Here is a 20,646-nt window from a genome sequence, read left to right as displayed (position 1 = left end):
CTCTCAATTAGGATGAAGCTGAGTTATGCAAACGAATATCACGTGGTAAAGGGAGTTTTAACTCAGCAAAGACATCTGGACGTTGTAAATATATTTGGTATAAAAAATTCTTAATATCCAATAATAAAGAATCAGGGGAAACCAGTAAATTGTTTCCCTCTGGGGTTAAGTCTAGAGATAAGATCGTATTATTTTCTTTTAAAAATGGAATTAATTTTTCAATAAAAGCCAGTAATGGTACTTCCTGAATTTCGTATTGCGCCCAATTGTCTTTAATTAGCAGTTTTGCCAAACTTTTATTCTGCCACACGGATAAAGCATGCTGTCCAGATGGTGTTGAGCATAAGGCCCAACCATCGTGATACAGTGCAATCACATGACGTTGCATAACAATATTTTGAATGAACTGACGGTAAGCGTCTTTGAGTGAAGAACCAGAAGGTGTAGTTTGAGATTTCGACGCAGCCTTGCGTTGATAAGGGTTTCTCATAAAGTACTTCAATATTAGAATCATTATTGACGCTAATCATAGAATAACTTTGTATGGATTACAATGATATGAGATTTAAGGAAGATATATGGTGGGCGCTGACGGGATCGAACCGCCGACATTCTGCTTGTAAGGCAGACGCTCTACCAACTGAGCTAAGCGCCCTGAGCGAGGATAAACAAAGCGAAGCTTTGTCTGAGCGCAAGAGAAAAATCCTTGATTTTTCTAATGGCATCTCGAATCAGAGATCAAGTATAAAGATACTTGTTAAAACTAACACTCTCTTAAATTGATATCAAGAGAATGGCGCAGCGGACGGGGCTCGAACCCGCGACCCTCGGCGTGACAGGCCGATATTCTAACCAACTGAACTACCGCTGCACTGTATTACTTCTATTGAGAAGTAAATGTCACAAATTATGGTGGGCGCTGACGGGATCGAACCGCCGACATTCTGCTTGTAAGGCAGACGCTCTACCAACTGAGCTAAGCGCCCTAAGGAATAAAAACTGATTAACTATCAATCTTTATGACGCAAGATAAAAATTATCATCTTGTATCCCAAGGTGTTCATTCTTGCAAATTTAAGTGGCGCAGCGGACGGGGCTCGAACCCGCGACCCTCGGCGTGACAGGCCGATATTCTAACCAACTGAACTACCGCTGCACGATAATTTTGCAATCATGACAAACAATTATTAAAACTTAAGTGGCGCAGCGGACGGGGCTCGAACCCGCGACCCTCGGCGTGACAGGCCGATATTCTAACCAACTGAACTACCGCTGCACTTGAGTTTTAACGTAAAGGCTTGGTGGGCGCTGACGGGATCGAACCGCCGACATTCTGCTTGTAAGGCAGACGCTCTACCAACTGAGCTAAGCGCCCTTAACGTCTTCATCGTTTGTGAGGTGCATTATAGAGAATCTTTACAGCCTGTCAAACGCTTTTGCCACTCTTTTCCGAAAAAACCGTACGAATGATTAAAAAATAAGTCATTCCATCAAAAAAATGATATTTTCGTATTTTATTTAAGCACTTATTTGCATTTTCACGCTTTATTTTCTAAGGCTTGTTCAGAAATATAAACCACAGCTTGCTCAGAAACGAGTTCAAACAGTTCAAGAATTTCATCATTCTTCATACGAATGCAACCATGTGACATTGGAATGCCCATCGGTTCTGTATCAGGAGTACCATGAATATAGATATAACGCTTAAACGTATCGTGCCCTTCCCCATGGTTAAAGCCTTCCTCTAAACCATCCAACCATAAAATACGCGACAATATCCAATCTCGTTGTGGAAATTGTTGCGCTAATTGCTGGTCATACACTTCACCCGTGGGTTGGCGTGCAATAAAGACGGCATTTTTAGGTGCATCACCACCAATTTTTTGTGCAACCTGATGCCAACCTCTTGGCGTCTTGCCACTATTTTCTTGCTCACCAATGCCGTTCTTACCAGAAGAGATCACATAAAATTTATTATGTTTTGGCAAACTTAAGGTCTGTTGTGCCAAGTCAATGACAATGTCTGCCTGATCTAAGGTGTAGCTCATTTTTATCTCGATAACTGATAGAACATCTTTATTTCAACATAGACGATCGGCTTTTTCTTGTACTTTTCAGTAGTTTTAATTGTTCATTGGGTTTAAATATAAAACAAAACAGCATGATTTATCTTTGAGATAAGCTAAAAGCAGTGCTTTAAGTTTATTTATCCTTGCCACTCGCAGCATATGAACCATATTTGGCACAAGGTCTTACGTGCGATAAATACATTTCGTAAGAGCGTTGCTTTGCTTAACGCTTTCACTCGAACATAGTGCTCATCTTGCGCATGAGGAATATATTCCGCAAGAGCGTTGCTTTTCTTAACATTGCTCAGGCTCGGGGCGTAACCACAGCCACACAGCCACGATAAACATAGTGACATCGGTAAAAACTTTTACCCAAAATGGCGCATTGGTAAATAGCATCAAAATACCACTGATCAGCATCATGATACTGGCAATCCATTTTGCCTTACGCGGGACTGTACCATGCTCACGCCAGTTCCGTAAGGTTGGTCCATACTTCGGATGATTCAATAACCATGCATCCATTTCAGGCCAGCCTTTTGAAGCAGCCCACGCTGCTAAAATCAGAAAGACCGTGGTTGGCATCCCCGGTAGAATTGCCCCAATAATTCCTAACGTAATAAAAATCACGACTAAACTACGCCAGAATAATGTTTTCATTGAGCAATTAACCAACACCGATTTACAACCGTGCTAGTATAAAGTGTTTTTATCGTTCTTTCTTAAACTTCACTTATTATTTCAATGATTGAGTTAATTCATGCCTAACCTGATTACCACTTCCAGTTATTTTGAACCGTGGTTACAGTTTAATAACCCAATCGTACGACATTTAGCATTTTGTATTGCCAGCCCGAGTATATTGGCTCAAATTCCTAATGAGCTTAATGTAAAACATCATTTTGAGCTTCATCACGATTCGATTTGGCACACTCATTATCAAAACTATGAACAGCGATTAAAGCAGCTGGATCAACAGCCTCAGCCACTGATTGATTTTTTGGCACAACTCAAAAGTACCCGTCTCGGTTTGCGTTTTGAGAATTTACTCTGGTTCTGGTTATTGGATGATGACTATCATCCCTACCAACTGTTGGGACATAGTATTCAAAAAATTGCAGGTGCAGTCACCTTAGGTGAACTCGATTTTGTTGTACTCAATACACGAACAAATGAAATTGAACATTGGGAAGTAGCACTAAAATATTACCTGGGTGAAAATGAATTAGATTTAGCGCAATGGTATGGCCTAAACCTAGAAGATACCTTGCAGCGAAAGTTAAAACATTTTACTGAACGTCAATTTCAGTTTTCAGAAGCCAATCAGTATCAAATTCAACGAAAGTTTGCAGTGATGAAAGGCCAACTCTATCTACCCCAAGAGCAAAATAACTTAAATCTACCGTCTTGGATCAATGCATCACGACGTTTAGGGCATTGGGGAACCCAGATCCCACAAACGCCTTATTACCGCCTACAACGACATGAATGGCTCTGCCCTGATTTAGAGCCTTCATCACAAACTGCAGTCTGGTGGAGCAATGGTTTGTATTATCAGGATCAGCCAACGCCTTCTTATTATATGTTTCGCCAACCTTCACTTTTATTTATCAAATAAAGTGAATTATTATTCTACAAATTAACATTTTATAACATATCTACCATCAAACCCACATGGTCATTTTCTGTTAACTTTTTTAGCCTCTTAAGTACATCATAATTAAATTGAAATGGAGACGATGATGAAAAAAATTTTAGTTGCTTCAATCATGACTGCTTTTGTTTTAACTGGCTGTAATACATTTAAAGGTATTGGTAAAGATGTGTCTAAGGCAGGTGATAAAGTCACACAAACTGCGGAGAAAACACAAGATAAAATGTAATCCCTGAAAGCAACTTACCAAAACCTTATCTAAACCTAGATAAGGTTTATTTTCCCATACCTTTCTGCTGCATATTCCCCTATTATATCGGTTCACATTTCACCAGATTTAGCTACATCTCGCATGAACCATTCCGATACGCTTGAACTTAGTTTACAACTCCTTCGCCAACCTTCTGTCACACCTGTTGACCATGATTGCCAAAACATCATGGCTGAACGCTTATCGAAGATTGGCTTTAATATCGAAAACATGCGTTTTGAAGATGTTGATAATTTATGGGCGCGCCGCGGTACTGAAAATCCAGTATTCTGTTTTGCAGGACATACCGATGTGGTACCAACTGGCCATTTAGACGCATGGAATTCAGATCCATTTCTACCAAGTATTCGCGATGGTAAATTATATGGTCGTGGTTCTGCAGACATGAAGACCGCTTTGGCTGCAATGGTGGTTGCATCTGAACGTTTTGTCGCAAAACATCCAAATCATAAAGGCTCAATCGCCTATCTGATCACCTCTGACGAAGAAGGTCCATCAATTAACGGTACAGTTAAAGTCGTTGAAACATTAGAAGCGCGTAATGAAAAAATGACGTGGTGCTTAGTTGGCGAACCATCAAGCACAAATCAACTGGGCGATATCGTCAAGAATGGCCGTCGTGGCTCTCTAAATGCTGTACTGACTGTTCATGGTAAGCAAGGTCATGTTGCCTATCCACATCTCGCTGAGAACCCAATTCATTCTGCGTCTAAAGCACTGAATGAGCTTTGTGAAACCGTTTGGGACAATGGCAATGAATACTTCCCTGCAACCTCATTCCAAATTTCAAATATCCAAGCAGGTACTGGCGCAACCAACGTCATTCCTGGTACCTTAAAAGTAACCTTTAACTTCCGTTATTCAACCGAAGTGACTGCGGACATCTTAAAACAACGTGTACTTGAGACCTTAGATAAGCATCAATTGAATTATGATATTCAGTGGACTTTATCGGGTTTGCCTTTCCTTACGCCTGTTGGTGAGTTGGTGAATGCTGCAAAAACAGCGATTAAAAATGTTACAGGCATTGATACGGTACTTTCAACCAGTGGCGGAACTTCAGATGGTCGCTTTATTGCCCCTACAGGTGCACAAGTACTTGAACTGGGTGTGTTGAATGCAACCATCCATCAGATTAATGAGCATGTCAATGTGGCTGAGCTTGAACCATTGGCTGAAATCTATGAACAGATTTTAATCGAGCTGCTTGCCTAAAAAATAAAAACAGATCAATAAAAAAGGAACTCAAATGAGTTCCTTTTTTATTACAACCCGAGCTGGGTTTGTATATTTTGCAGATGAGGAACATAGAATTCATGTTCTCCCATTTTTACATATTTAAAGACTTTGTCGTCATCGGTTTCGCGCTCTTCATCCACAATCTCTGAAATACGCACACGAATCGATTCAGGCATTTCATCGCAGACCAAAGCAAATCGTTCAGAAACGTCATCCCCTTCAATCACCAATGCAACCCCTTGTTTCTGCTTCGGATCATTCACAGCATAGACTGGAAGTTTTAGATCATGCCATTCGATATGATCAACATTGGTTTGGGTATCCATTGCTGATAACACAATATTTTGTGGTAATAGCATCGGTACTTTTTGATGACATTGGATAATATATGCATCAATAAATCCGGTTGAGACCGTAATTAAATGTTGTAACTCTTGCTGGTCAATCTGTCCCAGTGCTGAGTTTGCGCTTTTCTTAGCCATTATTTTTCACCTCTTAGCGCACCGCAAGTAAGCTTTCAATATTTTCCAAGAGCGCCTCTTCTTGGAATGGTTTACCCATATACTGGTTTACACCGAGCGATAATGCACGTTCACGATGCTTCTCACCGGTACGTGATGTAATCATGATAATTGGCAAGTCACGGTGAATTTCATGGTGTCGTACCAGGTTCGAAACCTCGAAACCATCCATACGTGGCATCTCGATATCCAACAACATCAGATCTGGCTTAACCGTCTCAAGCTGTTCAATTGCATCGACACCATCTTTCGCGGTTACAACATCATAGCCTTGACGCTCTAATAGACGTGAAGTCACCTTACGTACCGTCACCGAGTCATCGACAATCATAATCAAGCGACGTTCGTCATAACGCTGCTTGGTATAGGTCTCATCCGCCTGCTTACTACGTGCAGTTGATTGCGCTTGTCGCGCAATATTTTGACCGTCCAAGATCAAACAAACCTGACCATCACCTAGAATCGTTGCACCTGCAATCACACCAATACTGGAGAACTGTTGTCCCACTGGTTTGACCACAATCTGTCCACGCGAGCCAATCAACTGATCAACCAGTAATGCCGTGGTCTGACCTTGAGCCCCTTTAATCAACAGCACAGGTAAGGAATGCACTACCCCACTTAAACGTGGAATTGGTTGCCCAGCAACAAACTCCGACAAATAACGTAAACGATAGCGTTCTTGGTCAATACTGAAGTAGTCTTCTTGACTATCAAAGTATTGCTCTAAGGCCATTGGTGAGATACGTACAATACGATCGATCTGTGCCAATGGGAACGCGAACTGTTGATCACCTGCTTTTACCATCAAGGCATCGCTCACCGCCACGGTAGTTGGTACACGAATGGTAAAGGTGGTGCCCTGACCTAAGCTTGAATCGACACTGACGTGACCACCTAAGGCTTTAATATCACTTTGTACAACGTCCAGACCTACACCACGCCCAGAAATTTGAGTGACTTGAGCCGCGGTACTAAAGCCTGGATGGAAGATAAATTGTAGAATTTCTTCCTGATCAAGCTTTTGGTCTTTGGTCATTAAACCTGTTTGTAAAGCTTTCTCTTTAATGCGGTTAACATCAATCCCTTTACCATCATCACTAAAGGTCACCACTACATCTGTACCTTGACGACCAATGTTCAGCACAATATGTCCAGTCTCTGGCTTTTGTGCTTGTAGACGCTGTTCTCGGTCTTCAATGCCGTGGTCAATCGCGTTACGTAACATATGTTCAAACGGCGCAACCAAACGTTCAAGAATACTGCGGTCTAATTCACCTTCAGTGTTATTTACCACTAGTTCTGTTGGGCGGTTTAAGGTCGATGCTGTTTGACGCACAATACGTTGCAAACGCGGCAATAAACGAGAGAATGGTACCAAGCGAGTACGCATCAAGCTTTCTTGGATTTCTGCTTGAATACGTGACTGTTGTAACAGCAAACCTTCGGTATCACGAATCTTTTCAGACAGCGTAGTTTTGAAATCAACCAAATCCGATGCTGACTCGGCCAAGGATTTAGACAATTGATTCAGCGATGAATATTGGTCCATTTCCAGTGGGTCAAAGTCGGCATAACGCGAGTTTTCACCACCATGTCGTGCAATGATTTGACTTTCCAACTCGCCTTCCATTCGGCGTAACTGATCCGCCAAACGTTTGATTGCAAGTTCCATTTCCGTCAAGGTACCGCCCAATTGACCTAAGTCCATCTCGATACGTGAACGGTTGATCGCATTCTCCCCTGACAAATCAATCATCTTCTCGATGACGTCAGCAGAAACACGGATCATTTCATTATTCTGTTCAATGCGTTCAGCGGTTTCCCATTCACCTAGCATTGACGGCGGCTCAGTGCCATCCCCTTGAACAAACTCCATCGTATATTCAGGCGTAAAGATGTCTTTGGCAGAGAGTTTCTGTGGAAGTTGTGCCGAAACATCGACAAATTCCATCTTCTCCAAGCTTTGTTTTAAGCCATCAAAGTTTGCATATTGGCGTTTAGAGATCGCATCCTCAAGCCACGCAAATGCAGTGTTGAGTAGATTGTCATACACATTCGAGTTGAAATGATGCACACCAAATTGCTCAAATGCATTTTCTAAGTGGTAGGCAATAATGGCAATCGCATCCATTTCTGCCATACGTGCACCACCTTTAAGACTGTGGGCATTACGCTGTAACTGCAACAGTAAACTACGGTTACCGCGTTGATCAAACCATTGTTTTAATAAGCCTTGTGCCTGCTCTATTAACTCTTCCGCTTCTTCAAGGAAAGTTTGTTCAACCAGAGAGCGAACATCGTCATCTGCTGACGCGGTCTCTGTCTCAACCGTTTGAGCTGCTGAAGTATCTTCCAGCACTTCCTCTTCAACTTCAACACTGCTGGTTTGCTCTTCAAGTGCTATTGGCTGTACGTTAATTTCAGCTTCAGCCTCAACAAGTTCAAGTACGTCTGCCTGAGTATCAACACGCTCAGTTTCATTGACTTCATCTACAGGCGTATCCTCAACAGCTGTTTCAAACGTTGCAGGAGCAACCGCTTGATCGGCCTGTTGCAGTAGTTGTACCACATGCGTTGATGGATAATCTGTTTGCTGATCGCGAATGGTTTGAATACGATCTGCAATATCGTCTTGGACTAAACGAATGATCGCAATCAGTTGTGGTGTTGCCTGAATCTGTTGGTTGATCAGTTTTTCATAAATCGTTTCCAACTCATGCGCAATCAAACCAATATGACGTGCTTGAATCATATTTGAACCACCTTTTAAGGTGTGCAAATAACGCATCAAGTTCTTTAAAGCATTAATATTTTGGTGATCGGCAGTCCATGTAATTAGATCAGCATCAATCCCACCCATCAACTCATCTGCTTCTTCAAGGAAGATATCCAACAAGTCAGGATCAAAGTCGCGGTTTGCATCACTTGATTGTAACTGTTGCTTATCCAGAGCCAACTGAGCAGCGAATGTGGTGACATCAATCGTTGCTGACACAAATTCAGTTTGGACTGGCGCAACCGTCATAATTGAATCTGATGACTCAGCAACATCATCAATTACAGCTGAAGGGTCTTGCAGTGTTGCTGGTACCGATTCAGTTTCAACTGGATCTGCCACAGCAGCTGTTTTCGACAAATCGGCCAATACAATCAAAGTGTGTGTCGATGGATAATCTATCTGCTGATCACGAATGGTTTGAATACGATCAGCAATATCATCTTGCACTGAACGAATCGCAGTAATCAACTGTGGCGTTGCTTGAATCTGTTGGTTGATCAACTTCTCATAGATGGTTTCTAATTCATGCGCAATCAAACCAATATGACGCGCTTGAATCATATTTGAACCACCTTTTAAGGTGTGCAAATAGCGCATCAGATTCTTTAAGGCATTGACGTTTTGATGATCCGCAGCCCATGTATTCAGGTCAGTATCAATCCCACCCAGTAATTCGTCGGCTTCTTCAAGGAAGATATCCAATACGTCAGGGTCAAAATCTCGATTCGCTTCATCTGACTGTAACTGCTGCTTATCTAAAGCAAACTGAGCGGCTAAATCAGTGCTGGCAATAACAGGCGTAGTTGCCTGTTGGAGTTCGACTGTATTTGTCTCTTCAACTGCCTCAGTCATCTCAACAACAGGTGTTTCTAGAGACTCAACATTTTGTTGAGTGAAGGAACTTAATTCATTTAAAACAAGCTCATGCGCTTTGCTTAAGGTAACACGCTGTCCTGCAGCCAAAGTATCAAACAGTTGGATAAACTGTTGATGAACTTGATGATAAAGCTCAAATGCATAATCAAGATTAAGTAGACTTGGTTTAAAGAGAATATCTTGATAGCTAGAACGCAACTGACTGGTGTATTGATACATGCCAATGGTTGCATGGTGATGAGTATGCTGTAACAAGGTTTCAGCTTGCTGGCTGAGTAACTGAATATATTTCGGGAACTCATGACGTGCACGTTTTTCAAAATCAAACTCAACGTCTAAGAGATCATTAATATTGAGTTCAAGTAACTCAGAGACTAAACCTTGTGGTCGAACGGTGTTCCCATTCTTTTCTTCAAGTTGGAAATCGTAGCTATCCCAAGCAACATTGAAGGTCTGGTAGATTTCATCAAATTTCTGCTGTGGAGCTTGCTGTTTCAAAGTGTGTAAATAATCACGTACAAATTGAGCATAATGTGTCAACAGAGCCGTTTCATCTGAGCTTGAATCCAGCTCTTCTTGTAATAATGTTTTAAACAAATTCTCAACTTTTGAGCTGGCTTCAAACACATGATCAACCTGCGCCATGGCAGAGCTACCACGTAAGGTATGTAATGCTCGAATCAGCGTATTATAGTGATCATTACTTGGACGATCATTCACCAAGAATTGATCAATCGTGGCAAGATGCTCTTCCGCTTCTTCCAAGAAGATGGCCAAAGTTTCCTTCGCAAGAACCTCATCATCGGTATGAACTGTTGTCTCAGCTGAAAGAGATTCGACTGCGATAGTTTCAGAAACTGTTTCTTCAACTGCTTCGACATCTGCCCATTCAAGACCCGTCACGACATCATCATGTGTCAGATCAGTAGCAAGCCTAAATAACTCGGCCAATGCTGGCTCAGGACTTTGCTGTTGTTGTAATTGTTGTCCCAATAAAACCAGTGGTCTGAAGTCGATCAGATGACTTTGAACTGCTTTAAAATCATGAATCAGTTTAAAACGGTAGAGATTGAAAACTGCTTGTATATAGTGTTGGATATCGGTATTTAAGCTAATCGTACCCGCAATCACACGATTTAAAGTATCTTCAACCGTCCACGCCAACTCTCCAGACGACTTCGCCCCCACCATTCTTCCAGAGCCTTTCAGCGTATGGAAATGGCGACGAATATCGGTGAGCACATCTTGCTGATGTGGTTGTTCCGTCCATTGAACTAATAATGGTTCTAACTCAACAAAGATCTCATCTAATTCTTCAATAAAAATTTCAAGAATCTCTGCATCTTGTTCAAGATAACTGTCTTCAGGAAGCGTCATCGTTTCAACTAACGTTTTTAATATTTGTTTCATAGCTGCTTCTTTCGTTTTTATCCACCAACGTGGGTAAAAATTACGTCTATCTATCACACAAGATGTAGTTACATTTCGCCATCACCTTGTTGAGATATCCAACATCTCTAAAAATGGAAAGACAGACACCCCCATCTGCCTTTCCAATTCGGTTTACTCAGGTAACTTAAAGTCAGTTACCGATTCACGTAATGATTCAGCCATGTTTGCCAACTCAGAAACTGAGCGCGCTGTATCAAACGTTGCAGTTGTTGTTTGTGAAGTAATTTCCTGTACGACATTCATCGTAGTTGCAATATGACTGGCAGATGCAGACTGAAGTTTTGCTGCATCCGAAATGCTTTCAATCAGTTTTGCTAAGTCGCCCGATACCGTTTGAATCTCATCCAGTGCAATCCCCGCATCTTTTGCCAAGTTCGCACCACGTACAACTTCCGACGTGGTTTGTTCCATCGAAATTACGGCTTCGTTGGTATCCGTTTGAATGGTTTTTACTAAGCTTTCAATCTGCTTGGTTGCTGATGCAGATCGTTCTGCAAGACGCTGTACTTCATCGGCTACGACCGCGAAACCACGACCTGCTTCACCCGCCATCGATGCTTGGATCGCTGCGTTTAATGCCAAGATGTTGGTTTGGTCGGCAATATCGTTAATCAACGAGACAATGTTACCAATCTCTTGAGAAGATTCACCCAAACGTTTAATACGTTTTGAAGTCTCTTGAATCTGTTCACGAATATGATCCATACCTTCGATCGAACGGTTTACCACTTGCGCACCATTGGTTGCAATTTGTACCGAGCGTTGTGCTACGTCAGCAGATTCAGAAGCGTTGGCAGATACTTGGTCAATTGACAGTGCCATTTCGTTCATCGCCGCTGATGCACCTGCAATTTCTTGCGCCTGATGTTCAGAAGCTTCTGCTAACTGGTTAGTAATGCTCTGGGTATCTTGGGTATAACGTGCAACTTCTTGCGAGGTATCGGTAATTCGAGATACAAGGTCACGTAACTGGTCAATCGCGAAGTTAATCGAGTCGGCAATCGCCCCCGTAAAGTCTTCCGATACTGTTGCGTAAGAGCGTAAATCACCATCCGCTAAGTCGGCGATCTCATCCAGTAAACGTAAAATCGCGTTTTGGTTACGGTCATATTCATCTTGTAGACGTGTTACACGTTCTTTATCGGTATTACTACGTAATGCAAGTAATTGTAATGCTGAGAATACAAGTAAACCCAAAGCGCCAATCAGTACAATACCTGCAACAACGTTATCCCAACCGCCTTCAGCTTTATTTGATAAATCATTGAGTGAAGTTAAGAGTGCATCGGACTGAGAGAAAATTTGTGAAGATGCCTGACGTACACGAACAATCTGGTTGGCGTTTTGCAATACCGTTGCTGCCGCAGATTTCAATACGGCATCATAATCAGATTTAATGCTGTCTACAGATTCGCGCAATGCTGCTGAACTGATGCGGTCTACACCAAGCTCTGAGCTACCATTTAACTGTGCATTTAAATACACACCAAAGGTATCAATATCGGCACCAAAGTCATTCGCTGAAACGTTTGAGTTGTCCGTACCGACCAATACCGAGTTGATCGAACGTAAAATACGTTCTGCAATGAACACTTGGTTTTTGGTGATAATTACCTGACTACTCGGCATGTTTTCACGAACCATCTGGTCGACCATCAAGTTATATTCCGCCTGAATTTCAGGAATGGTTTCACTGATCGAGATGTTGGTATCGTAAAGCTGGTTAATAACTTTTTGTTGCGATGCAATCAGGTCAATATTCTTGGCAACAGTATCCCAAAGACCACTCACCTTCTTGTACTCATCAGATCCTTTACCGTACACACTCTCAACAGTGTCTAGGTTTTCAGCAAACTGCTTCTCTGACTCGACTAGTTTTTTCATCGCTTCTGGCGTACCAGATGCAGTTGCTTCAGTTGCTTGACGCGAAATCGTTTGCGATAACAAACGCAATTCACCCAAACTACGGGTCAACTGGTTCGAACGCGGAACACTCACGAATAAGTAAATTAAGAGGATAACTGCAAGGGCCAAAGCAATTAAAGCACGATAGATAATCGGTTTCGATTTCTCTGTTTCACCGAATAAGCGTGAAAACTGGTCAAGTTGCGCTTTAATATTATCTAAAAACGCACCACCTTTTTTCAGCCCTGCACTATCGCCATTGCCGTTCTTTTTTTTAAGTTTAAAGCCCATATCAGCTTCTCCCCTGAATACGCGTTTATGTTCCGTAGCGTATAAATTAGTTTATAAATTTTATTGATGCGTTCATGTATTGTGGATTGCTGAGCAACCGACTCAATAAAAACACATGCCATTGTTGATTATGTTGGTGGAAGTGACCTTGGCAATAATCTTTCAATTTATTATCCAGCTCATTATTTTGAGAGAAAAAACTCTTTTTATTAAAGTGTTGAATCCCCAAAACCTGATCGACGACCAACCCCACATAATGGTCTTGATGGCTAATACAAATCACTTTTTGCGTTGGGGAAAACTGACTTCGTTGCCCTGAAATAAAATGTGTTAAATCAGAAACTGAAAGTAGTCGTCCACGAATATTGGCCAAACCACGTACCCACGCCTGAGTATTTGGTACTGGTGTATATTTCGGAGGATAAATCACCTCCGAAATTTCCCCTAAAGGCGCAACAAAATATTGCCCTAACATCTCAAATGCGATACCAGACCAACGGCTGACTTCATTTTGAGTTGAAGTGTATTGTTTATTGCCTCGCTTGGATAAACGAAGCAATTCGATAAATCCATTTGCTGCCATACCCTATCCCGTATTGAGAAGGCTCATCTTGAGCAAAAAATTAACTTAATAATTGTTTAATTACATCAATAAGCTGCTGTTCATCAATCGGCTTAGTCAAATAATCACAAGCCCCTTGACGTTTACCCCATACACGGTCTGTCGCCTGATCTTTGGTACTCACGATTACAACAGGAATATGCTGTGTGTCTTTGCCCTTACTAATCTGGCGTGTTGCTTGAAAGCCATTCATCCCTGGCATCACCACATCCATCAATACCAAGTCAGGCAATTCTGCTTGAGCCATAGTGACCCCATCAGCACCATTGGTCGCTTCAATAACGTCATAACCGTGCTTCGTCAAAATTTCTCTAAAGCGAAATGTTTCAGTAGGTGAATCATCTACAATAAGTATACGAGCCATTTTTTCCTCAATCTTAAATTTTATGCGCTAACGTGGTTGCGAATCGCATTTAACAATTCATCTTTACTGAATGGCTTGGTTAAATATTCATCCGACCCCACAACACGCCCTTTCGCTTGATCAAACAAACCGTCTTTGCTTGACAACATAATTACTGGAATATTTTGATAATTTAGAGAGTTTTTGATTAATGCACAGGTTTGATAACCGTCTAAACGAGGCATCATAATGTCTACAAAAACGATATCTGGATTGGCTTCTGCAATTTTTGACAATGCTTCAAAGCCATCAACCGCAGTGATCACTTCACAACCTTCACGTTGTAATAAGGTCTCAGCTGTACGGCGAATCGTTTTTGAATCGTCAATTACCATCACCTTTAAATTTTGAAATTTATCGTCCATTTATTGTCCTGCCCCAATACTCAATACAAACTATGGTTGGTTTAATTTGTTTTATACAGATTAGTTGATATTTTTAACATATCTTTACTTGCATTATCAATGAAGTTTTTTGAACCAACCTATCAGTTTCGCTTAACAATCACAAACAGTTCACACTTTTGATTAAATTCCTAATTTTTTTGCTGAATAACTATTTTTAAATGTCTAAATTAGCACTAATATACAACTGATTATTATTTAAAAATAAGTGATTTAATTAACTTTTTTACGGGGAATGTAATGACTGGTTCGTTAAAGTGCGGTTTCCGCATTCGTCACTTTACAACGATTACTCGTAGTTACATTTGTTGTTTTTTCCTATTGCTATTTGTCAACAATTCCACTTTTGCAGCAACTGAACAGGTTAAACCTGTTTGGTATCGTTATTATGACAAAAATGGTGTTGCCAATGTCAGTACCTCTGTCACGCCAGAACACATCCGACATGGTTATGAAGCACTTGATCGTAATATGCAAGTGATCAAACGTAATCGTGCTTATAATGCCGCTGCCGATGTTCAGCAATCAGCCCAACGCGAGTCTCTCGCACGCCGTCGTGAACAGGATTTAAGGCTCAAACGCGCCTATGGCAGTCCACAAATCGCAGCGGCAAAACGCGATCAAATTTTAGCAAACCTCAAAAAACAGCTGAATTATCAGCAAGAACAGTTACAGCAATTACAAAAGGATAAGATTGGTTTCAAACGCCAAGAAATGGAATATCACCGCAAAGGTGAAATGCTGCCTGCCCAGCTTAAAAGCAATCTAGAAAATAATGCTCAAAATATCGAAAACGTCAAAAAAACCGTTGAAAGCCTACGTAATGCCTATCACAAGACTGAAGTTGAATATAGCGATATTATCAATCGCTTAAATGCACTCGGCTCGACTTAAGCTCGAAATCTTGTATAAATCCCTCCCCCCACGATATTAATTTTTAAACAATTTCAATATTTAACCATATGCCAGTGCTATATACTGCGCGAAATTGAATGTTTCATGTCATAATGCCCATTGCTCAAAACTGAGCCCATTATTTTTGCTCATTTTATAGCACTTTTTAAATAACACTTAACTTTAGGACAGTTTCCATGCGCGCAAGCCGCTTTTTATTTGCAACGTTAAGAGAAACCCCAAATGATGCTGAAGTGATTTCTCACCAGCTCATGTTACGTGCGGGGATGATTCGTAAATTAGCTTCTGGCTTATACTCTTGGTTGCCCATGGGAACGCGCGTTTTAAAGAAAGTGGATGCGATTGTTCGTGAAGAAATGAATCGTTCAGGCGCATTAGAAGTATTCATGCCGGTTACACAACCTGCTGCGCTTTGGGAAGAATCAGGTCGTTTTGAACAATACGGCCCAGAGTTATTACGTTTTAAAGATCGTCATGACAACCCATTCGTGCTAGGCCCGACTCACGAAGAAGTGATTACAGACTTGGCGCGTAACGAGCTAAAAAGCTATAAGCAACTACCATTGAATTTTTATCAAATTCAAACCAAATTTCGTGACGAAATTCGTCCACGTTTTGGTGTGATGCGCTCGCGTGAATTCATCATGAAAGATGCTTATTCTTTCCATGCTGACCAAGCATCATTACAAGAAACCTATGATGTCATGTATGACACCTATAGCCGTATCTTTACACGCTTAGGCTTGGATTTCCGTCCAGTACAAGCAGATACAGGTTCAATTGGTGGTTCTGCATCGCATGAATTCCATGTACTTGCATCAAGTGGTGAAGATGACATCGCTTTCTCGACAGAGTCTGACTTTGCCGCAAACGTTGAAATGGCAGAAGCGCTTTTAGTTGGTGAACGTGCTGCAGCAACTCAAGCATTAACCTTAGTTGATACACCAAATCAAAAAACCATTGCTGATGTTTGCCAGTTCTTAAATGCTGATGCCAAACAGTCTGTTAAAGCATTGCTGGTACAAGGTCCAACTGACGACAAAGGCAATACACCAGTTGTTGCATTGTTCCTCCGTGGCGACCATGAGCTCAATGATATTAAAGCTGAAAAGCATCCATTGATTGCTGCGCCTTTGGCATTTGCAACTGAAGAACAATTGCAACAACACGGCCTAACAGCTGGTTTCTGCGGTCCGCAAGGTTTGCTTGAAAAAGGCTTAACTGTGATTGTGGATCGTGCTGCCTCGGTCTTATCCGATTTTGTAGCAGGTGCAAATGAAGTCGATAAGCATGCAACGGGTGTAAACTGGGACCGCGATGCGAAATTTACAGAAGTGTTTGACCTACGTAATGTGGTTGAAGGCGACCCTTCTCCAGATGGTAAAGGTACGATCCAAATTAGACGTGGTATTGAAGTTGGTCATATTTTCCAACTCGGTACAAAGTATTCTGAAGCTTTGGGCTGTAAAGTCTTAGGTGAAGATGGCAAACCATTTACCGTCACCATGGGTTGTTACGGAATTGGTGTAACACGTGTTGTCGCTGCTGCGATCGAACAAAACTTCGATGATAAAGGTATAATCTGGCCACAAGCGATTGCACCTTTTGAAGTTGCAATTGTGCCAATGAACGCGCATAAATCACCACGTACGCTTGAAGCAGCTGAAGCACTCTATGCTGAATTACAAGCACAAGGCTATGACGTATTATTAGATGATCGTAACGAACGCCCAGGCGTGAAATTCTCTGACCTTGAGTTGATGGGTATTCCACACCGTATCGTGATCGGTGAGAAAGGCTTGGATGCAGGTACTTTTGAATATAAAGGCCGTCGTGATGCTGAAGCGACTAACCTCAATAAAGAAGAATTATTAGCAAAATTTGTTCGCTAATCTCAATTCTATCTGTAAAAAAGCCGTTTCATTGAAACGGCTTTTTTATTACTGATTTAAACAGTCAAATCTTTAATGGTTTCTGATGGTCCATTATTTTTAACAGACTCAATGCCTTTATCACGCGATTGTTCATTTGAATACAGTTGACTGGTACCAATCACCTGATGGTTAGCAGCTTTTAAATTAAAATAAGGTTTATCATTCTTAGACGTTAATCGCTCATAACGTGCATCATCTGGACTATTTTTTTGTACAGATGCAATTCCATTCTGCGCAGCTGCTTTGGTTTTATATAATTCACTATTTAAAATTGGCTCACCATTTCCTGCTTTTAATACAAAACGATATTGCCCATCACTCGCTTGACTTACTTCGAACCATCCTGCCATAAGGACCTCTATTTTTGGAGTTAGTATTGATTGTTATCTCATCCAATATAGATCAGCTCTCATCGTTTAAGAAGATTATTTTTTGTTCATTTTTGGTAATTTATGTAATGAATAAAAAAGGAGCATTTTCATGCTCCTTAATAAGAATTTAAACTTTTTTCACAAATTCAGATTTTAATTTCATGGCACCCACACCATCAATTTTACAATCAATGTTATGACCATCGCTGGCATCTGGAACCAAACGAATACTTTTTACCTTCGTTCCCACTTTAACGACAGATGATGAACCTTTAATTTTTAAATCTTTAACAACCGTAACGCTATCACCATCAGCCAATACATTACCGTTGGCATCTTTAATAATGTCTTGCAATTCTGAAGCTGATGCTTCCCCTTCTTTCCATTCATGTGAACATTCAGGACAAATCAATAAGTCGCCATCTTGGTAAGTATATTCTGATTGGCATTGTGGGCAATTTGGAAAAGACATAAAAGAAACTCAAAACGACTATTATGATGGATAGACGCAGTTTTTCAAAATTTAGGCTTGAATCGCTTTGCCAAGTAAATAATTTTTAAGTACCAAAGCATGATTCAACCCAGGATCTTTAGCTGCATAAATCAGCGTCAATTGCTGTTGCTTTGCCATTTCTCTAAGTTCATTCACATGTGGATTATCACTTAATTCCTGATAATACCCTTCTTGAAAGCTGAGCCAGTGCTCAGCCTTATGACAAAAGGCCTGCCGCAATTCTGTAGAAGGTGCAATTTCCTTGAGCCAAACATCCAAATGCGCACGCTCTTTAGAAATTCCTCTTGGCCACAAACGGTCAACCAGTACACGCTGCCCATCGGTTGGTTCTACAGGATCATAAATACGTTTGATCTCGATTTGCACATGACTCTCCAGCACCTTACCCGTTCAACTTTCCATTGAAATATCTATGACCTGCCCTTTGGAATCAAAGCTCACACAAATCACATAGTTGGTAATTTCGTCTGGTAAGGTAAAATCCAGCATATCATAACTGTCTAAATCCTCATCTTGCCACTGATGAGTAAGCACCAAAAACTCTAACACCTGTATAGGTGATGGCGTTGACGTTGCAAAATGCTTTTTCCAATATGCTGGCTCCACTTCCTCCAGATGGTGCTGAATAAACAATTCCACACTATCTTCGGCTTGTTGATTTTCCAAAGCTTCACGCATGGCGATACGCGCAAGTTGTTCACGGCGTTCAACAATCGCTTGTTCTGACATAGCATCCCCCGATGTAATGATCATCAAAACTCTGTATTTAAGATTTAAACTGTTTTCCTTATTGATCTGGTATGTCTGCTTGCACCAATAAGCTCAATAAATAAAGTGATTCTTGCCAACCCAGATAACATGCCTCTACAGGAATCACATCAGGGATTCCCTCTTGTGTAATCTGTATTTCTGTACCGACCAATACTTGCTTCAATTGAATTGTGACTTGAATGTCACCTGGTAAATTCGGATCATCAAAACGATCGGTATAACGCAGAAGCTCATTGGGTACCAGTTCAACATAGGTTCCACCAAAGGAATGCGAGCTCCCCGTTGAAAAATTGGTAAATGACATTTTATAAGTTCCACCTTGTCGTGGATCTAAATGATGAACTTTTGCGGTAAATCCATGCGGTGGCAGCCATTTAACCAATGCATCAGGATCAAGAAATGCGTTATACACACGTGCAGGTGGCGCATTAAATACGCGATGTAATCGAACTGTGCCTGTCATTATTATTCTCCAATATCACTATTATTCTGTTGGATCGATTCATCATAGCGATTTATTGTACAAAAGCTATGCCTTCAATCGCTCATTTGAACACGAATATCGAGAATCTCAAGCTGCTTTTTTGTGAAAAATGGCGCAAAATAACAATCCATATTTAGGGTCTGTTGACATTTCACAGATGCTTGTGACAGTGGCCTTTTTTTAGACGATACAAGGCATGTTTTGCGAAACTTAGTATCTCTAAGTAAGCAAGACATAACGCAGTAGCGACAAAAAATGGCCCTGTCCCACGGGGTTATGGCTAAAACCTCCATAAACTGCGTTATGAAATTTGACAAGGAATCACCATTGCCATCGTTTCATGTCTTGTTTATGTCGTTTTAGCCGATAACACAATGCATAGCTGAAAGGTCAACAGCCCCTAGTAATCAGAACGCAGATTTAGGATTGATCTATGAGTCAGCTTGGTTTTACTGCTTTTAGTTTAAATGGTGTCGATGCACAAAAATTTTTACAAGGTCAAGTGACGGTTCATGTAGAACGCTTGCCTGAAAATGAAAGTCGCTATACTGCTATTTGTGACTTAAAAGGACGTATTCATTTTGGTTTATGGATTAAAAGATTAAATCCAGAAAGTTTTGAGCTTGTGACCACTCAGGATCAGGCTGAAGAGTTTTCTAAGCATATTAAAAAGTTTGGTGCTTTTTCTAAAATGAAGCTAGAAGAAGTTGGAACAGTTTATCCAACAGTTGTCGGCACACAAACCGAGTTTTCTGCAACAACGACAGATATCGATACTTGGCAAGTTCAGGCAATCCAGTCTGGACAGGCTTGGATTACCCAAACAACGGAACATTTGTTCCAACCTCAAGAATTACGTTTACATCAACGTGATGGTGTGCATTTCGATAAAGGCTGTTACCTTGGTCAGGAAATTGTGGCACGTCTTTGGTTTAAAGCTAAACCAAAGCACTGGCTTCATTTAATCCAAGCCAAAGGTGATCTTCCTACCTCTGCAACTCAACTCAATAAAGATGTTGAAGTAGTCAATAGTATTGCGTATGAAGAAGACTATTTAGCACTGGTGATTGCGAAACCCGCTGCTTTAGAAGAACTCGGTGTAACTGTTTTGGATTTACCAGAAACGCTTAATGGTGATGTAGCAAGACCAAGCTAAATACTTGTAAAA

21 protein-coding genes and 6 tRNA genes are annotated in these 20,646 nt (G+C 41.0%); 7 read left to right on the top strand and 20 right to left on the bottom strand.

Going from position 1 to position 20,646, the window contains the following annotated elements:
- Window positions 1-7: 7 nt before the first annotated feature.
- The 8 genes from WA352_RS02905 to elsL form a co-directional block, all read right to left on the bottom strand.
- Entirely contained in the window at window positions 8-490 is a 483-nt protein-coding gene (locus WA352_RS02905) for a DUF2750 domain-containing protein (protein ID WP_004802944.1), read from the bottom strand.
- A gap of 89 nt (window positions 491-579) precedes the next feature.
- A tRNA-Val gene (locus tag WA352_RS02900) sits at window positions 580-655 on the bottom strand.
- Between the two features lie 139 nt (window positions 656-794).
- A tRNA-Asp gene (locus WA352_RS02895) sits at window positions 795-871 on the bottom strand.
- 39 nt (window positions 872-910) lie between these two features.
- A tRNA-Val gene (locus tag WA352_RS02890) sits at window positions 911-986 on the bottom strand.
- Between the two features lie 93 nt (window positions 987-1,079).
- A tRNA-Asp gene (locus tag WA352_RS02885) sits at window positions 1,080-1,156 on the bottom strand.
- A gap of 43 nt (window positions 1,157-1,199) precedes the next feature.
- Window positions 1,200-1,276: transfer RNA gene (locus WA352_RS02880), tRNA-Asp, on the bottom strand.
- Window positions 1,277-1,299: 23 nt separating this feature from the next.
- A tRNA-Val gene (locus WA352_RS02875) sits at window positions 1,300-1,375 on the bottom strand.
- A gap of 163 nt (window positions 1,376-1,538) precedes the next feature.
- Window positions 1,539-2,048 (bottom strand): cell wall-recycling L,D-carboxypeptidase ElsL, encoded by a 510-nt coding sequence (gene elsL / locus WA352_RS02870; protein ID WP_004802943.1) that lies wholly within the window; start codon window positions 2,046-2,048, stop codon window positions 1,539-1,541.
- Window positions 2,049-2,062: 14 nt separating this feature from the next.
- On the opposite strand from elsL, the gene WA352_RS21810 reads away from it, so the two are divergent.
- A complete protein-coding gene (locus WA352_RS21810) occupies window positions 2,063-2,176 on the top strand; it encodes a hypothetical protein (RefSeq protein WP_442892216.1) in 114 nt (37 codons plus the stop codon).
- 187 nt (window positions 2,177-2,363) lie between these two features.
- Here WA352_RS21810 and WA352_RS02865 read toward each other — a convergent pair whose 3' ends face one another.
- On the bottom strand, window positions 2,364-2,729 hold the full coding sequence (locus WA352_RS02865) for a YbaN family protein (protein WP_336141217.1): 366 nt from the start codon (window positions 2,727-2,729) through the stop codon (window positions 2,364-2,366).
- 100 nt (window positions 2,730-2,829) lie between these two features.
- Between WA352_RS02865 and WA352_RS02860 the strand changes: the two genes are divergently transcribed.
- The 3 genes from WA352_RS02860 (at window position 2,830) to dapE (ending at window position 5,209) form a co-directional block, all read left to right on the top strand.
- On the top strand, window positions 2,830-3,687 hold the full coding sequence (locus tag WA352_RS02860; protein ID WP_336141215.1) for a DUF1853 family protein: 858 nt from the start codon (window positions 2,830-2,832) through the stop codon (window positions 3,685-3,687).
- Between the two features lie 121 nt (window positions 3,688-3,808).
- A complete protein-coding gene (locus tag WA352_RS02855; RefSeq protein WP_016541456.1) occupies window positions 3,809-3,952 on the top strand; it encodes an entericidin A/B family lipoprotein in 144 nt (47 codons plus the stop codon).
- Window positions 3,953-4,075: 123 nt separating this feature from the next.
- A complete protein-coding gene (gene dapE, locus WA352_RS02850; RefSeq protein ID WP_336141213.1) occupies window positions 4,076-5,209 on the top strand; it encodes a succinyl-diaminopimelate desuccinylase in 1,134 nt (377 codons plus the stop codon).
- Window positions 5,210-5,259: 50 nt separating this feature from the next.
- Here dapE and WA352_RS02845 read toward each other — a convergent pair whose 3' ends face one another.
- From WA352_RS02845 to pilG, 6 genes are all read right to left on the bottom strand, one after another.
- On the bottom strand, window positions 5,260-5,715 hold the full coding sequence (locus WA352_RS02845) for a hypothetical protein (protein ID WP_005206060.1): 456 nt from the start codon (window positions 5,713-5,715) through the stop codon (window positions 5,260-5,262).
- Between the two features lie 13 nt (window positions 5,716-5,728).
- On the bottom strand, window positions 5,729-10,822 hold the full coding sequence (locus WA352_RS02840; protein ID WP_336141210.1) for an Hpt domain-containing protein: 5,094 nt from the start codon (window positions 10,820-10,822) through the stop codon (window positions 5,729-5,731).
- 153 nt (window positions 10,823-10,975) lie between these two features.
- The gene (locus tag WA352_RS02835) at window positions 10,976-13,060 is read right to left on the bottom strand and encodes a methyl-accepting chemotaxis protein (protein ID WP_005322576.1); all 2,085 of its coding nucleotides are present in this window, start codon (window positions 13,058-13,060) and stop codon (window positions 10,976-10,978) included.
- Between the two features lie 46 nt (window positions 13,061-13,106).
- Entirely contained in the window at window positions 13,107-13,643 is a 537-nt protein-coding gene (locus WA352_RS02830) for a chemotaxis protein CheW (protein WP_005206065.1), read from the bottom strand.
- Window positions 13,644-13,683: 40 nt separating this feature from the next.
- On the bottom strand, window positions 13,684-14,046 hold the full coding sequence (locus WA352_RS02825; RefSeq protein WP_004652355.1) for a response regulator: 363 nt from the start codon (window positions 14,044-14,046) through the stop codon (window positions 13,684-13,686).
- Window positions 14,047-14,066: 20 nt separating this feature from the next.
- Window positions 14,067-14,450, bottom strand: a complete 384-nt coding sequence (gene pilG / locus WA352_RS02820; RefSeq protein WP_004802929.1) for a twitching motility response regulator PilG — start codon at window positions 14,448-14,450, stop codon at window positions 14,067-14,069.
- A 279-nt stretch (window positions 14,451-14,729) separates the two neighbouring features.
- Between pilG and WA352_RS02815 the strand changes: the two genes are divergently transcribed.
- Entirely contained in the window at window positions 14,730-15,383 is a 654-nt protein-coding gene (locus tag WA352_RS02815; RefSeq protein WP_336141207.1) for a hypothetical protein, read from the top strand.
- 197 nt (window positions 15,384-15,580) lie between these two features.
- A complete protein-coding gene (locus tag WA352_RS02810; protein ID WP_336141206.1) occupies window positions 15,581-17,296 on the top strand; it encodes a proline--tRNA ligase in 1,716 nt (571 codons plus the stop codon).
- A gap of 56 nt (window positions 17,297-17,352) precedes the next feature.
- Here the strand turns inward: WA352_RS02810 and WA352_RS02805 are convergent, their stop codons facing one another.
- From WA352_RS02805 to WA352_RS02785, 5 genes are all read right to left on the bottom strand, one after another.
- The gene (locus WA352_RS02805; RefSeq protein ID WP_005192866.1) at window positions 17,353-17,688 is read right to left on the bottom strand and encodes a YegP family protein; all 336 of its coding nucleotides are present in this window, start codon (window positions 17,686-17,688) and stop codon (window positions 17,353-17,355) included.
- Between the two features lie 148 nt (window positions 17,689-17,836).
- The gene (locus tag WA352_RS02800) at window positions 17,837-18,181 is read right to left on the bottom strand and encodes a zinc ribbon domain-containing protein YjdM (RefSeq protein WP_005208695.1); all 345 of its coding nucleotides are present in this window, start codon (window positions 18,179-18,181) and stop codon (window positions 17,837-17,839) included.
- A gap of 51 nt (window positions 18,182-18,232) precedes the next feature.
- On the bottom strand, window positions 18,233-18,589 hold the full coding sequence (locus WA352_RS02795; RefSeq protein WP_336141204.1) for a DUF488 domain-containing protein: 357 nt from the start codon (window positions 18,587-18,589) through the stop codon (window positions 18,233-18,235).
- Window positions 18,590-18,613: 24 nt separating this feature from the next.
- Window positions 18,614-18,976 (bottom strand): DUF2004 domain-containing protein, encoded by a 363-nt coding sequence (locus tag WA352_RS02790; protein WP_171550167.1) that lies wholly within the window; start codon window positions 18,974-18,976, stop codon window positions 18,614-18,616.
- A 34-nt stretch (window positions 18,977-19,010) separates the two neighbouring features.
- Window positions 19,011-19,463, bottom strand: a complete 453-nt coding sequence (locus WA352_RS02785; RefSeq protein WP_336141321.1) for an SRPBCC family protein — start codon at window positions 19,461-19,463, stop codon at window positions 19,011-19,013.
- A 448-nt stretch (window positions 19,464-19,911) separates the two neighbouring features.
- Here WA352_RS02785 and ygfZ point away from each other — a divergent pair, with 448 nt between their 5' ends.
- Window positions 19,912-20,634, top strand: coding sequence for a CAF17-like 4Fe-4S cluster assembly/insertion protein YgfZ (gene ygfZ / locus WA352_RS02780; RefSeq protein ID WP_004802914.1), 723 nt, complete (start codon window positions 19,912-19,914; stop codon window positions 20,632-20,634).
- Window positions 20,635-20,646 lie beyond the last annotated feature (12 nt).

The sequence above is a fragment of the Acinetobacter sp. 102 genome (assembly GCF_037028485.1).
In the GTDB taxonomy this organism is placed as follows: Bacteria; Pseudomonadota; Gammaproteobacteria; order Pseudomonadales; family Moraxellaceae; genus Acinetobacter; species Acinetobacter higginsii.
The sequence above is the reverse complement of the archived record's forward strand: the minus strand, read 5'-3'. Positions and strand labels throughout refer to the sequence as shown.